The 14,104-nt window shown below is 64.6% G+C and carries 13 protein-coding genes; 4 read left to right on the top strand and 9 right to left on the bottom strand.

Features of this window, described 5'->3' with window-relative positions; all coding sequences use genetic code 11:
• The first annotated feature begins 70 nt into the window (after nt 1-70).
• Complete coding sequence (locus IB243_RS09335; RefSeq protein ID WP_192426513.1) at nt 71-520, top strand: Lrp/AsnC family transcriptional regulator; 450 nt, start codon at nt 71-73, stop codon at nt 518-520.
• Between the two features lie 8 nt (nt 521-528).
• Here the strand turns inward: IB243_RS09335 and IB243_RS09330 are convergent, their stop codons facing one another.
• From IB243_RS09330 to IB243_RS09320, 3 genes are all read right to left on the bottom strand, one after another.
• Complete coding sequence (locus IB243_RS09330; RefSeq protein ID WP_192426512.1) at nt 529-957, bottom strand: VOC family protein; 429 nt, start codon at nt 955-957, stop codon at nt 529-531.
• A 15-nt stretch (nt 958-972) separates the two neighbouring features.
• Entirely contained in the window at nt 973-1,350 is a 378-nt protein-coding gene (locus tag IB243_RS09325; protein WP_192426511.1) for a VOC family protein, read from the bottom strand.
• A gap of 89 nt (nt 1,351-1,439) precedes the next feature.
• Nucleotides 1,440-2,333, bottom strand: a complete 894-nt coding sequence (locus tag IB243_RS09320; protein ID WP_192426510.1) for a helix-turn-helix domain-containing protein — start codon at nt 2,331-2,333, stop codon at nt 1,440-1,442.
• Nucleotides 2,334-2,547: 214 nt separating this feature from the next.
• Here IB243_RS09320 and pobA point away from each other — a divergent pair, with 214 nt between their 5' ends.
• Nucleotides 2,548-3,720, top strand: a complete 1,173-nt coding sequence (gene pobA, locus IB243_RS09315) for a 4-hydroxybenzoate 3-monooxygenase (protein WP_192426509.1) — start codon at nt 2,548-2,550, stop codon at nt 3,718-3,720.
• Between the two features lie 415 nt (nt 3,721-4,135).
• Nucleotides 4,136-4,297, top strand: a complete 162-nt coding sequence (locus tag IB243_RS09310; protein ID WP_192426508.1) for a hypothetical protein — start codon at nt 4,136-4,138, stop codon at nt 4,295-4,297.
• Between the two features lie 712 nt (nt 4,298-5,009).
• Here the strand turns inward: IB243_RS09310 and IB243_RS09305 are convergent.
• On the bottom strand, nt 5,010-5,153 hold the full coding sequence (locus IB243_RS09305; RefSeq protein ID WP_192426507.1) for a hypothetical protein: 144 nt from the start codon (nt 5,151-5,153) through the stop codon (nt 5,010-5,012).
• A gap of 377 nt (nt 5,154-5,530) precedes the next feature.
• On the opposite strand from IB243_RS09305, the gene IB243_RS09300 reads away from it, so the two are divergent.
• Complete coding sequence (locus IB243_RS09300) at nt 5,531-6,364, top strand: hypothetical protein (RefSeq protein WP_192426505.1); 834 nt, start codon at nt 5,531-5,533, stop codon at nt 6,362-6,364.
• An 86-nt stretch (nt 6,365-6,450) separates the two neighbouring features.
• Here IB243_RS09300 and IB243_RS09295 read toward each other — a convergent pair whose 3' ends face one another.
• From IB243_RS09295 to IB243_RS09275, 5 genes are all read right to left on the bottom strand, one after another.
• Entirely contained in the window at nt 6,451-8,223 is a 1,773-nt protein-coding gene (locus IB243_RS09295; RefSeq protein WP_192426503.1) for a tannase/feruloyl esterase family alpha/beta hydrolase, read from the bottom strand.
• Between the two features lie 109 nt (nt 8,224-8,332).
• Nucleotides 8,333-10,066: a tannase/feruloyl esterase family alpha/beta hydrolase gene (locus IB243_RS09290; protein ID WP_225584862.1), complete on the bottom strand. Its 1,734-nt coding sequence runs from the start codon at nt 10,064-10,066 to the stop codon at nt 8,333-8,335.
• Nucleotides 10,067-10,186: 120 nt separating this feature from the next.
• Complete coding sequence (locus IB243_RS09285; protein ID WP_192426500.1) at nt 10,187-11,947, bottom strand: acyl-CoA dehydrogenase family protein; 1,761 nt, start codon at nt 11,945-11,947, stop codon at nt 10,187-10,189.
• A gap of 175 nt (nt 11,948-12,122) precedes the next feature.
• A complete protein-coding gene (locus IB243_RS09280) occupies nt 12,123-13,112 on the bottom strand; it encodes a Bug family tripartite tricarboxylate transporter substrate binding protein (RefSeq protein WP_192426498.1) in 990 nt (329 codons plus the stop codon).
• 214 nt (nt 13,113-13,326) lie between these two features.
• Nucleotides 13,327-14,091 carry an SDR family NAD(P)-dependent oxidoreductase gene (locus IB243_RS09275; RefSeq protein ID WP_192426496.1) on the bottom strand — a complete coding sequence of 255 codons (765 nt, stop codon included), beginning with the start codon at nt 14,089-14,091 and terminating at the stop codon, nt 13,327-13,329.
• Nucleotides 14,092-14,104 lie beyond the last annotated feature (13 nt).

The raw sequence follows: 14,104 nt of genomic DNA, 5'->3' as shown, positions 1-14,104 counted from the left end.
AGAATGCAGAAAATTAGGTATTGTTAAATTTTGATTTCGATTTTTTCCGCTTGTACCGATAAAGGCTTTTATGGAAGTCGATGACAAGGCTTGGCGGCTCATCACCGCGTTGCAGGCCGATGGGCGTATCTCACTCAAAGACCTGGCGCACACGGTAGGGCTGTCGGTGCCCGCCACCTTGGAGCGCCTGCGGCGTCTGCAGGAGGCTGGGGTGGTGCGTGGCGTGCACGCCGACATCGACCCCGCCAAGGTCGGCTACGGCGTGCGCGCCGTGGTGGGCATCAACGTGCCGCAGCCCGGCAAGAAGGCGCTGATCGACAAGCTGCGCCAGTCGCCCCAGGTGCTCGAATGCCACCATGTCAGTGGCAACGACTCGTATGTGATGCAGGTCGTGGCGCGCGACCTGCCCGATCTGGAGCGCTTTCTGGGCGACATCAACGGCTATGGCGAAACACGCACGTCCATCGTGTTCTCCACCCCCATCCCGCTGCGCGGCCTGGCCCGCCCGGAGGCGGGCTGATCCACACCTCAGAACGTGATCTTTACGGACGCCGCACTACGCCGCGCGTCGCCGTGGAACACGGCCTCGATGTTGTTCCCGTCCGGGTCCAGCACAAACGCCGCGTAGTAGCCGGGGTGGTAGGCGCGTTCGCCCGGTGCGCCGTTGTCGGTGCCGCCATGGGCCAGCGCGGCTTGGTAGAAGGCATCCACCATCGCCCGGTCCTGCGCCTGGAAGGCCAGGTGCGTGCGGCCGGTCAGGTGGCCTTGCGCGGCGAGGCTGTGGGCGGACGACACAAACAGCTCATCCGCCCAGAAATAGCCCTCGTCCGCGCCACCCATCGGCACCTTCAGGGCCCCGAGCGCGGCTGTGTAAAACGCCTGGCTGGCCGCCAGATCGCGCACAACGAGCTGGATGTGGTCAATCAGCCGGCCCCGGTGCAGTTCCTGTGTTTCCATGCGGTTGTCCCTTCTTCAAGAAAGTGCGTGAAGACCCACGCGGTTGCCATCCAGGTCGTGGATGTGTGCAAAAAACCCCATGCCCGGCGGCAGGGCCTGGCGGGGCAGTGCTACCTGGCCGCCCTGGGCTACGGCGCGCTCCAGTGCGGCGTCGAGCGAGGGCGAGGCATCCAGGTACACCAGTGTGCCGCTGCCCGATACCTGCGGTGCTGTAGGGCCCATCATCAGCGCGCCGCCCACGCCGTCTGCAGCGCCGTCGTAGGGAAACACGGCGCCTTCGCTCGGGCCCATGTTCTCGCGGCGCATGGGCTGGCCCAGCACGGTTTCATAAAAGGCTTGGGCGCGGTCCAGTTGGGTAGTAGGGATTTCAAACCAGGTGATGGCGTTTTTCATGGAGGCTCCTTGTGTGTGAATGAAAGAAGGAAGCCTCGATGGTGTGCGTGGGCTACTGACAGCGGAGTGTCAGCAGCGTGTCATCGGGGTCACGCGCTGCGGCCGGGCCCCGATGCCGCCACCTGCGCCCGGAAGCTGCGCGGCGACAGGCCCGCATCGCGGGTGAAGGCTCGGGTGAAGTACGCCGGGTCGGTATAGCCCAGCGTGTAGGCAATGGTGGCCACGCCCAGGTGGGTGTAGGCCAGGTTGCGCCGCGCCTCGCGCATCAGGCGCGCCTCAATCAGCCGCTGGGCCGATACGCCCGTGGTGGCACGTGCCACACGGCTCAGGTGTGTGGGTGATACGGCCAGCGCACGCGCATAGTCCGCCACCTGCCAGTGCTCCAGAAAATGCGCCTCGATCAGCGCATCCAGCCGCTGCACCAGGCTGGACTCTGGTGCAGCGGTGTCGCCCGGGCTGTGGTCCTCAATGGCCCGCGCCACCCAGCCCAGCAGCGTGGCGCTCAGGCCCCGCAGCACCAGAGCACGCGCCTTGGCGCGGCCCGAAAACTCCTGCCAGATCTGCCCCATGGCCTGGCTGATGGGCGGGCTGGCGGTGACCACGGCGGGCCGCGCCAGGTCGCGCCGCACATCGCCCACCCGCACAAAAATTTCGTCCATCAATTCATCGGCCAGCGTGGCCACCCAGCCCTGTGTGTGTTGTGTGAACCGAAACGCGTGCACATGGCCCGGCGGCACGTTGATGAGCGCACCGGCGGCCAGCGCGTGCTGCTCGCCATCCAGGTGCGCCACACCGCCGCCCGACTCGATCAGCAGCACCTGGTGCAGCCGCGTGTGCCGGTGCGGCGCCAGCTCCCAGTCGTGCAGCACCGATCGCGCAGCAATCGTCTCGCAGTGCAGCACGTCGGGCAGGTGCTGCGACTCGCCGAACAGGCTGTACGACTGAATGCTGCTGTGGTTCTCGGCCATGTTCGAAAAGTGCATGTTCTGGCTCCATCCGTCCATTCAACGCGGCGACTGTGCCACGTATCTTTGGATGGTCCGTTTGACCCATGTCATCAACCCAACAGAGCGGCTCACACAACTCAGCGAAGCGTCCCTGGCTAGGCGTCCTGCCGCAGACAGTACAAGTAGTACGGCAAGGCAGGACAACAACGCCAGGGGAGTTTTGTGAGCCGCTCGCCACAAAGGAGACACCATGAAAACCCAGGTTTGCATCATCGGCGGAGGCCCCTCTGGCCTCATGCTCTCGCAGCTCTTGCACCTCAAGGGCATCGACACCATCGTGCTGGAGCGCCAAAGCCGCGAATACGTGCTGGGCCGCATCCGCGCCGGCGTGCTGGAGCACGGCTTTGCAGCCCTGATGCGCGAAGCCCAATGCGGCGAGCGCATGGACAAGGAGGGCGAGATCCACGACGGCTTCATCATTGCCCACGACGGCAAGATGGACCGGGTCGATTTGCACAAGTACAGCGGCGGCAGCTCGGTGGTGGTGTACGGCCAGACCGAGCTGACGCGCGACCTGTACGAAGCGCGCGACCGCATGAAGGGCATCGTCATCCACAACGCCGAAGACGTGCAGCCGCACGACCTCAAAAGTGCCAACCCGTATGTGACCTACCGCAGTGGCGACGAAGTGGTGCGCATCGACTGCGACTTCGTCATCGGCGCCGACGGCTTCCACGGCGTAAGCCGCAAGTCCATCCCGCGCGACGTGCTCAAGGAATATGAAAAGGTCTACCCCTTCGGCTGGCTGGGCGTGCTCTCGCGCATCAAGCCCGTCTCGCCCGAACTGATCTACGCCAAGCACGAACGCGGCTTTGCGCTGTGCTCGCTGCGCTCGCAGGTGCTGAGCCGTTACTACATCCAGGTGCCGCTGACCGACACCGTGGAAGACTGGTCCGACGAAGCCTTCTGGGCTGAACTCAAGCGTCGCCTGCCCGCCGAGGTGGCCGACAAGCTGATTACGGGTGCATCCATCGAAAAGTCCATCGCCCCCCTGCGCTCCTTCGTGGCCGAGCCCATGCGCTACGGCAACCTGTTCCTGGCCGGCGACGCGGCCCACATCGTGCCGCCCACCGGCGCACGGGGCCTGAACAGCGCGGCATCCGACATCTACTACCTGTACCACGCCATGGTCGCGCACTACAAGAATGGCGACAGCACCGGCCTCGACAAATACTCCGAGAAGGCCCTGGCCCGCGTGTGGAAGGCCCAGCGCTTCTCATGGTGGATGACGACCATGCTGCACACCTTCCCCGAGTCGCTGGCCTACGACCAGAAGCTGCAGGACACGGACTTGGCGTACCTGTTCTCGTCGGAAAAGGCGCTGGGCTCGCTGGCAGAGAACTACGTGGGGTTGCCGTTCTGAGCATCCGGCAATAGCACTGCCGCTCAATCAAAGGCTTGCATGGGGTTCCCTTATGCAAGCCTTTTTTGTGTGCGCGCGGTCGGCGTTGCGTGCAACCGGCGATCCGCCTGCTCACTCTCGGCGCGCACCATGGCCCGCGCATAGTGGTCACACACAGCCCCAATCACAAAGCCGCTTTCCAGGCAGTTGCCTTGCACAGCGACCTCCATCTGCTACGCAAAATTTAGGCAGAACTGATGCTTACGCCCACACAGCAGGCCCGATAGCATCGCACCAAGTTTTCAGATCATTTGCCCAACGGTGTCGAGGTGCGATTCGACGATGGCTTGAACACGATGAAGCTGCTGACGCAGCGTTTTGAGGCACTGCACTTCACACTCGATAGTGCCTATCAACAGCCAGGAAAATCTCAATAATGGATTGGGTACCGATAGTCTTCATTGTGTTCAAGGTGGCCGTGTTCGGCACCGGCATGTTCTTCGCCATCAAGTGGCATTACGACCAAGGGAAGAAGGCGAAGAACGAAGCCAGCAGATCGCCAATTCCGACTGAGCGCACGCCGGGCGCGGCGGAGTAGGCGGCTGATGCCTCGCGGCGGGGCCTACGACCAGAAGCTGCAGGACATGGACCTAGCTTATATGTTCTCGTAGAGAAGGCGCCGTGGTCGCCGGCGGAGAACGATTTGGGGTTGCCGTTTTGAGCATCTACGTGCGCCTGCGGCTCTGCTGGCTGGAGCTAGGTGGTACTAAAACCCGGGCAGAACGCATCGACAAAAAACAGGCTTGTTTGGGACAGTACCTGCGCACCCTTTCGTATGTCCCGATCACCGTCGGATTTAGCCCCTGAGCACTTCCGCCCTAACAGGGTGCAAAAGTCCGTTCGTTTGCCACGGGGTCGGTTGAATGTTGCAATGCGACCAAGCTTCTGGCGGTTTGAGGCTCGCTACTGTCACTGGTTTAGCGCCCATGACCGCATGGTTGGCTTCAAAAAAATGGGGCAACAGCATTGCAGCTGCTGCCCCGCTGGCGGCTTAGATTGTTACTGCGGCATTCGGCGATTTCAACGTCTTGTATGTGGCCCAGTCAGTTACTTGAGCCACCCATAGCCCATCATCAGCGTCGATGAACTGTATGAAGTGGTCGCGTAGGCCCGACGCCGTTGTGTTGAATCGGTTGAAGCACCAGCTCGATTCCAGGATTCGGACTGCACCGAAGCTCGCGAGCTCGTCGTACAAGGGTTGGTAGTTGCGCTGTTTGCGCAAGTCGTAGTCAAGAAAGAACAGTGCCACTTCACTTCCCCTTGGCCTTGACCTTCTGGGTCAGGGCGGATGCCGCCACCGATTTAACGGGAGCGGGCGTTTTAGGGTCGCGCAGCAGTTTGCTGGCTTGGGATGCCACGCGCGAGGACGTGGTCTCTGACTGTTTTACGGGCATGATAGGATTTCCTCGTTTTCGAAAGGTTGAGGCGGGATGCGCGCATCCCACTGAAGCCACACCGGCCTGCGGTCCGCGCCTTGTCTAGGGGTTGTGCGGTCCGCAGGCCTTTTCTATTTGGGCGACACGTCGGTGGCGTGTGCGTATCGCCGCTGAGCTATCTCATGATGAAGGCCCTTAATTTGTGCAGTTCTATCATTGTCCCGCTTGGATTAGATGAATTTACTTTAGAAAAAGATGGAATGTCAAGAATTTCCTGCTTGCTTGAAGATAGGCGGATTGTGAACTTCTTTATTTTTATCTGCAATGCTTCTGATAAAAAATCCGAATTCGTCGGATAGGGCATAAAATCTGGGCTTCAGTTCAGTGGGGACACTATGGAAGAGCAAGAGTCGCGGAAGAAGGATCGGAGTCCTAATTTCCCTTTCATTAGCTTAGAAAACGCCATCGCGAGGGCGAAAGCCTTTTATGACGAGGAGCGGAAAGGCGCTGCTCCCGTGACGCGTGCGGCCATACACTGGAAGTACAGCCCGAACAGCAGTGGCTTAATCCAGACGGTAGCGGCTTTGAAGAGCTATGGGCTTATGAGCGACGAAGGCTCGGGCGCAGATCGGCGCCTTAAGCTAACGGAGCTTGCTCTGCGAATTGTGTTGGACACTCGAATTGAGTCGTTGGAGCGGCAAGAGATGATTAGGCGGGCAGCCTTGAATCCAAGCGTCTCCGCAGAGGTTCACAGTAACTGGCCTGAAGGACTTCCCTCCGACGATACTCTGAATCACTATCTTGTCTTGGAGAGGGCGTTTGCTCCAGCGAATGCATATCGAGCGGTTAAAATTCTTAAGGAAAATCAACAGCTTGCAGGCATTCTTGGGGGGTTAAATTTATCTGAAGAAGTTGAGATTTTGGGAGATAAGGGTGCGCGCAATGTCGGTGATGGGTTGCCTCTCATATCAGGTATGGACGTGGTCGAAAGCCCCCGTCTCACGAACACTCAACTGACAAACCACCATCCCCGTTTTTACGGGGGGGGCGGCCCGGCGATGACCGCACCGGCTGGTGCGTTTATTGAGCAAGTGCTTGACCTTGACGGTAGGGCAATGCGTATTGAGTTCTCTGTCGCACCCACCGAGGACATGTATGAGTTCCTGAAGGACTACATCGAACTTCGCTTGAAGGCTATTCGACGTAAGGCAACATCTCCGCAACCCTAGGCTCAGGTCAAGGCCAGTTTCTAGGCAACTTCCTTGTGCAAAGAAAAAGCCCGGCACAAGCCGGGCATCGCACTTTCAATCCCCCATCACCTGCAGCTAAAACTGCTCGCACTCTCCACATCCCCCGTCCCGTTGTAGCGTGCTACCTTCGGGTACACACACAGCGGCCGGGTGCGGCTGGCAGACCAGGTCGCAGGCAGCTCGGCATTCACCACCTTGGCCCCCGCACCGCGTGCGTTCGCCGTCACGCTGTCGGGCGCCTTGCCTTGTTCCACCCAGGCCACCAGCGGGGCCAGCATGTCGAACTGGTCGGTGGCGGGGCCGCCGGAGCAGTGGTTCATGCCGGGCACCAGGTACAGGCGGGCAAAGTCGTCGGCCTTGCCGCCGTGGTGGGCCTGCACGCGGTCCATCCAGTGGGCGGTGTCGATGGGCGAGAACACGCCGTCGGCCACGCCGTGGTAGACCATCATCTTGGCGCCCCGGTTGCGCAGGGCGCCCAGGTCGGCGGGGTTGGGCGGCGTCATGTACGACCACGATGACTCGGTGTAGACCGGTGTGGTGGCGAACATCTTGAGGTAGTCCGCGTCCATGCTGAAGTTCAGCGCGTACTGCAGGCCGGTGGTGGCCTTGAAGGCGTCCAGGGTGGAGGGCGGTGTGGTGAACAAAAAGGCCACGGCCCCTGCGTCGCGCGTGGTGGGGGCGTTGAAGTGCCAGAACGCAAAGTTGCTGCCTGCCACGCCGGGGTCGAACCAGGTGCCGGTGTACAGGGCTTCGCCCTTGCTGTTCTTGGGCCCGGCAAAGATGCTGGCCAGCACGTTCTTTTGCTCGGCAGAGATGCACGATCCATCCCGCACAGTGTTGGCTGCGGTGCAGGTGGGCACATCGCGCTGCAGGTTGAATGCAGCCTGGCAGGCTTGCACGTCGTTCACCTGGCCGTCGGTGGCGCCGTCCAGCGCGTCGCAGCGCTCCACGATCTTGCGGCCGATGAGCTGGAACTCGGCGGGGCTCACGGCCTTGGTCAGGTCGGGCTGGCCGTTGGCTCCGGCTGGGGATGCCTTGGCGTATTGCTGGGCCTTCCACAGTTGGGCCGTGGCGGCCTTGGGCAGGCTGAAGCCGGGGTTGCCCGCCAGCACGCCGTCGTACTGGTCGGCGTAACGTGATGCGGCCACCATGGCATGGCGCCCGCCGTTGGAGCAGCCCGCGATGTACGAGCGGTCGGGGCCCTTGCCGTAGGCGCCCTTGATCAGGTCTTTGGCCATGGGCGTGAGGGTGCCCACTGCCTGGTAGCCGTAGTCGCGCCGGGCCTGGGGGTCCAGCCCGAAGAAGGGTGTGGGCGCGCCGTGGCCCGCGTCAGAGCTGAGCACGGCAAAGCCTTGCACCAGGCCGGGGGCCAGGGGCGCGGCGCCGCTCACCGCGCCGAGTGCGGTCACCACGCTGCCGTCCAGCCCGCCGTTGGCCTGGTGCAGAAAGCGGCCGTTCCACGCCACGGGCAGGCGCATCTCGAAACCGATGGCGTAGGCCGCGCCATCCACGGGGCCGGTGCGCTCTTTCATCTTGCCCTTGACGAGGCAGTGCGCGGGGACCTGGGTGGTCACGCCCTGCAGGGTCAGGGGGCCTTCCGGCACCTGCTCGGCGGAGGTGATGCGCGTGTCGGCCAGCGCCAGGCTGGTGGCCAGCGTGGTGCAGGACTGCAAGGTGGCGGGTGTTGCGGCGGCCAGTTGCGGTACGTTGGCGCGGGGCGCGGTGCTGCAGCCCGCCAGCAGCGCGGCGGCGGCCGCCAGGGCTGCCGTGGCTGCAGAGGCGGAAGATGTGAAAGAGGGGGCCAGAGCGCGGGGGCGCATGGGGAGGCGGGTGTTCATGCGGTGGTCTCCTGGGGGTTCTGGGGGCTGCCGCGCCATGGTGGCACGGGGGCGACCGGGAGGGAAGGGCCCTGGCCGAACGGTGGCCATGGCCCTTCCCGCACTTGCCCTATTTGCAGCTGAAGCTGCTGGCGCTTTCGATGTCACCCGTGCCGTTGTAGCGCGCGATCTTGGGGTAGGCGCACAGCGGGCGGGTGCGGGTGGCAGACCAGCTTGCGGGCAGCTCCAGGTTGGCACCGGCAGCATTGCCGGCGCCGCGCGCCTGGGCGACTACGCGGTCGGGGGCCTGGCCTTTTTCCACCCAGTTGACCAGCGGGGTCAGCATGTCGAACTGGTCCGTGGTGATGCCGCTGCCGCAGTGGCCCATGGCGGGCACCGGGAACAGCCGGGCAAAGTTGCTGGCGTCGCCCTGGTTGGCAGCGGCCACGCCCTTGTACCAGTTCACGGTGTCGTCGAACGAGAACACGGCATCGCCCGTGCCATGGAACACCATGACCTTGGCGCCACGGTTCTTCAGCTTGGCCAGGTCGGTGGCGTTGGGTGGCGTCATGAAGGACATGGACGATTCGGTGAATGTGGCGTTGGTGGCGAAGATGGACGCGGCCAATTGGTCGATGTTGGCCGTGGCCAGTGTCTGCTGCACGGGGGGCGTGCTGAACACGGTGCCGGAGGACAGTGGGTCGAGCACCTGGCCGATCACGAACTCCCAGGTCGCCCAGTCCTGGTTGGCGATGCCCGGGTCCAGCGGAAAGGTGCTGTAGAGGTTGGCGCCCGTGGATGTCTTGGCCCCGGCAAAGATGTCTGCCACCATGGTTTTCTGCTCGGCGGTCAGGCAGGTGCCGTCGCGCGCGCCGGTGCAGGTGGGCACATCCTCGGTCAGCTTGAACTGGGTCTGGCAGGCCGCCACATCGCCCACGATGCCATCGGTGACACCGTCCAGCGCATCGCACTTGGCCAGGATGCGGTTCGACACCATCGTGCGTTCAGCGGGGGTGAATGCGGTGCCGATGTCGGGCACCGGGAAGCCACCCAGCCAGGCGGGCGCGGTGGTCATCGCGCCGGGGGTGGCCAGGGCGGCGTACTTCTTGGCGCCCCACACCTGGCTGACCGCCGCCTTGGGCAGGTTGAACCCCGGGTCGCCCGCGAGGAAGCCGTCGTACTCCGAGGCCAGCCGCGACATCGCCACCATGGTGTGGCGCCCGCCGTTGGAGCAGCCGCCAAAGTACGAGCGGTCCGGCGCGCGGCCATAGGCGAGCTCGATCGCGTTCTTGGCCATGGGCGTGAGCTTTTGGGGCGCCTGGTAGCCGTAGTCCAGCCGGGCCTGGGGGTCAAAGCCGAAGGTATTGTTCTGCGCGCCGGTGTGCCCCGCGTCCGAGCTAATGACTGCAAAGCCCTGCAGCAAGGCGCTGGTCACCTGCACGCCGGAGCTGTAGGCGCCAGTGGCAGGCACCACGCTGCCGTCCAGCCCGCCGTTGGCCTGGTAGTAAAAGCGGCCGTTCCAGGCGTTGGGCAGGCGCATCTCGAAACCGATGGCGTAGCTCTTGCCATCCACGGCGCTGACGCGCGAGTGCATGGTGCCGGTGATCTGGCAGTGCGCGGCCACGGGGGTGCCCGCCACGGTGAGCGTGCCAGCGGTCACGGCGGTGGCCGTCGTGATCGTGGTGTTGGGGAAGTTGATGCGCGCCGCCAGGTCGCTGCATGACTTCAAGGTGCCAGGGCTGGCCGCTGCCAGTTGCGGCAGACCGCCATCCGATGACCCCCCTCCGCATCCGATCAGCAGGGCTGCTGGCAGGGCCGACAGGGCGAGGGGGTGGATGCGCATTCTTCTTTTCTTGATATTCATGCTGTTGTCTCCGTGATCTGAGGCCCAAGGAAACCCGCAGCGCGGCCTCAACGCGCAGCAGGGATTGGTGTGGCAAGAGAAGCGATTGCTACAAATTGAGTAGCTGTTAACGCTCTTCCATCAAGCGATGGCGGCCAATTTGGTCTTGATTTCGAGGGACTGCGCGATGCGCTGGCGCAGGATGGCGGCGCGCATGTCGAATTCGGGCAGCACCCAGTGGTTGAGGGCCTGGGCGGGTGCGCTCCAGCGTTCGGGGTTGTGCGCTGGCTCGTTCCCGCGCTCGGAGGAACCGGTGGGCTCGCTCCCACGCTCGCCTTGGCTGGCCGCGCGGATCTGGCCCCAGGCCCAGTCCAGCAGCACCAGCGCCACGGCGCGCAGGTAATCGTCGGCCACCCAGTAGGGCAGCTCGGGCTCGGACTGCGCGGCAATTGCCAGCGTCTGCGTGATCTCGATCAGCGCGTGGCGGCGCGCACCAGCGGCGGGGGAGGGTGTAGGGCCGGGCAGCGATGCCAACAGCGCCGTCAGGCCCTGGCCACCGTCGGCCAGCACCTTGCGCACCAGCAGGTCGATGGCCTGGATCTCGTTCGTGCCCTCGTAGATCATGGCCACGCGCGCGTCGCGCACGATCTGCTCGATGCCCCATTCGCGCACGTAGCCGTGGCCGCCAAACACCTGCAGGCAGGCACTGGCGCCGTGAAACCCCTGGTCGGTGAGTGCCGCCTTGAGCACGGGCGTGACCAGCGCGCACCAGCGCTGGGCCGCGGCGCGCTCGCCCGCATCGGGGTGGTGTTTGGCCACGTCAAGCTGCAATGCCGTGTGGTAGGCCAGCACGCGCCCACCGTCGATCCAGGCGCGCTGCGTGTGCAGGATGCGGCGGATGGCCGGGTGGTCCTGGATGAGGCTGGTGTCGGTGGCGCCTGGGGCGCGCATCTGGCGGCGCTCGGCGGCGTAGGCGCTGGCCTTTTGCCAGGCGGCTTCGAGCAGGCCAATGCCCTGCAGGCCCACGTGCAGGCGCGCCGCATTCATCATCACGAACATGGCGTTGAGGCCCTTGTTCGGCTCGCCCACCAGCCAGCTGGTGGCGTCGTCAAAGCGCATCACGCAGGTGGGGCTGCCGTGCAGGCCCATCTTTTCTTCGATGCGCTCGCACACCACGGCATTGCGCTTTCCGTCCGGCAAGACCTTGGGCACCAGGAACAGCGACAGCCCCTTGGGGCCCGCTGGTGCATCGGGCAACCGCGCCAGCACCAGGTGCACGATGTTGTCGGTCAGGTCGTGTTCGCCGCCGGAGATAAAAATCTTGCTGCCGTTCACGCGTGCACTGCCGTCGGGCTGCGGCACGCCGCGTGTGCGCACCAGGCCCAGGTCGCTGCCCGCGTGGGCTTCGGTCAGGCACATGGTGGCCAGCCATTCGCCGGTGGCGATCTTTTCCAGATACTGCGCCTTGAGTGCGTCGCTGGCGTGGTGCTTGATGCATTCATAGGCGCCATGCAGCAGGCCCGGCGCCATGGTCCAGCCGTGGTTGGCACCGGCCAGCCACTCAAACAGCACACATTCGAGCACCGCCGGCAGGCCCTGGCCGCCATCCTCAGGCGCACACGAGAGCGAGGGCCAGCCCGCCTGCCAGAAGGCCTGGTACGCATCGCGGAACCCTGCGGGCGTGTGCACCTGGCCTGCGTCGAAGCGGCAACCCTCCTCGTCGCCCATGCGCTGCAGCGGGGCCACGGCGTTGTCGACAAACTTGGCTGCTTCGTCGAGCACCTGCGCGGCCAGTTCGCCGTCGGTGTCGGCAAACGGTGGCAGCGCCTGCCAGCGGCTGGGCGCCTGCAGCACATAGGTCAGCAGATGCTGGATGTCGGCAAGGGCCTGGCGTGCTGGCATGGTTTGCTCACTATTTGATAGCTGATTGCGCTTTGTGGATAAGCGCTGGCGGCTCTTTTTGCTGGAAACCTTGAAAACGGGCGCGGCCCAGGCGAGCGCCACCGTGGAACTGGCTTTGCCAGGCCACGGGTGGCGTCCCCCTCAGGGGGAAGCGGCGAAGCCGCTCAGGGGGAACTCAAGAATCCGCGGTGAAGCCGATCTTCTTGATCAGCGGACCCCAGGTGTCGTACTCGGCCTTTTGCCAGCGGGCTTGCTCTTCGGGGGTGGAGCCGTGGGGCATCAGGCCCACGATGGCCAGGCTGTCGATGACCGACTTTTCCTTCAGCGCCGCGTTGATGGCGGCGTTGGCGGCGGCGATCACGGGCTTGGGTGTCGCAGCAGGCGCGTAGAAGCCAAACCATTCTTCGGTGGTCAGCTCAGGGAAGCCCTGTTCGGCAAACGTCGGCACATCCGGCACGTAGATGGAGCGCTTCGGGCCCGAAGTGGCCAGGATGCGGATCTTGCCGGCCTTGTAGTTGGCAATGAAGTCGCCATGCGGCGTGACCATGGCGGCGACCTGCCCGCCCACGACGTCCGTCACACCGGGGATGGAGCCACGGTAGGGCACATGGCGCAAGTCGACGCCGCTGTTGATGCCCAAGAGCGCACCCAAAAAGTGGGGTGTGGAGCCCGCACCGGGCGAGCCGTAGCTCGCGTCCTTGGGGTTGGCCTTGGCCCAGGCCAGGAAGTCCTTCACCGTCTTCACGCTGGCCGGCACCATGGGGCCCACGGCCAGGCCGTGGTGCATCACCGCGGCGATCGACACGGGCGCGAAGTCCTTGTCGGTGTAGTTCATCTTGCTGTAGATGTGCGGGTAGTTGGCCAGGGCCGACACCTGCGCCACGGCCAGCACCGAGCCGTCGGCAGGCGCTGCCTTCAGTGTCTCGAGCGCAATGCGGCCGCCTGCGCCGGGCTTGTTCTCCACCACGCCGGCGTTCTTGCTGAACGCGGTGCCGCCCCACTTCTCGGCCACGCGGCGCGCGACGGTGTCGCCCGAGCTGCCGGCCGGAAAGCCGAAGTAGACCTTGACCTGCTCGACCTGCGCGTGGGCAGCGAACGGGTGCAATGCGCCCAGCGCGGCGCTGGCGCCGAAGGCCTGGACGAGTTGACGGCGGGTAATGGTCATGGTGTTGTCTCCTAGTGTGGCTGGTGAAAATCAGAAAGTGCATGGGGCATGGGGAGCCCTCTCGTTATGTCGGCGCTGTGAATGGCCCACAGCGCGTAGAAACTGGCGCTGCGCAGACGCGCGGCAGCCGCGCAAGGGCCGCCCCGCCGCGCTGGCTGCGTCCCCCTCCCGCAGGAGAGGGGGAAGGCGCGAAGCGACTCAGGGGGTGCATCGGTTACCTCGGTGCCATGCGCAGGGCGCCATCCAGGCGAATGACTTCGCCGTTGAGGTGCCCATTGGTGACGATGTGGCAGGCCAGCTCGGCAAATTCCTCGGGCTTGCCCAGGCGCGGGGGGAAGGGAATGCTCGCGGCCAGCGACTGCTGCACGGCCTCGGGCAGTTCCTTCATCAGCGGCGTGGCGAACAGGCCGGGCGCCACGGTGCACACGCGGATGCCGTGCTGCGCCAGGTCGCGCGCCATGGGCAGCGTCATGCCCACCAGGCCGCCCTTGGAGGCGCTGTAGGCCTGCTGGCCCACCTGGCCGTCGAAGGCAGCGGCCGAGGCGGTGAACATCATCACGCCGCGCTCGCCATTGGGCAGGGCGTCGAGCTTGGCGCAGGCGGCGGCGAACAGGCGGCTCACGTTGTAGCTGCCGATCAGGTTGATGGTGACCACCCGCGTGAAGTCCTCCAGCGGCGCGGCGCTCCCATCGCGCTGCACGATGCGCTTGGCGCTGCCGATGCCGGCCACGTTCATGAGGATGCGCGCGGGGCCGTGGGCCGCAGCGGCTTTCTCCAGCGCAGCGGTGACGCTGGCGGGGTCGGTGATGTCGCAGGCGCAGGCAATGCCGTTGATCTCGGCGGCGACCTTCTCGGCCAGCTCGGCATTGCGGTCAAGCACGGCGACCTTGGCGCCCAGCCGCGCGAGTTCGCGGGCGGTGGCTTCACCGAGGCCCGATGCGCCGCCGGTCACGATGGCGGCTTGTCCCTGGATGTGCATGGTGGTTTCCTTG

The organism is Acidovorax sp. ACV01 (genome assembly GCF_014851495.1).
Lineage (GTDB): Bacteria > Pseudomonadota > Gammaproteobacteria > Burkholderiales > Burkholderiaceae_C > Acidovorax > Acidovorax radicis.
This window is presented reverse-complemented; position numbering and strand designations above follow the sequence as displayed.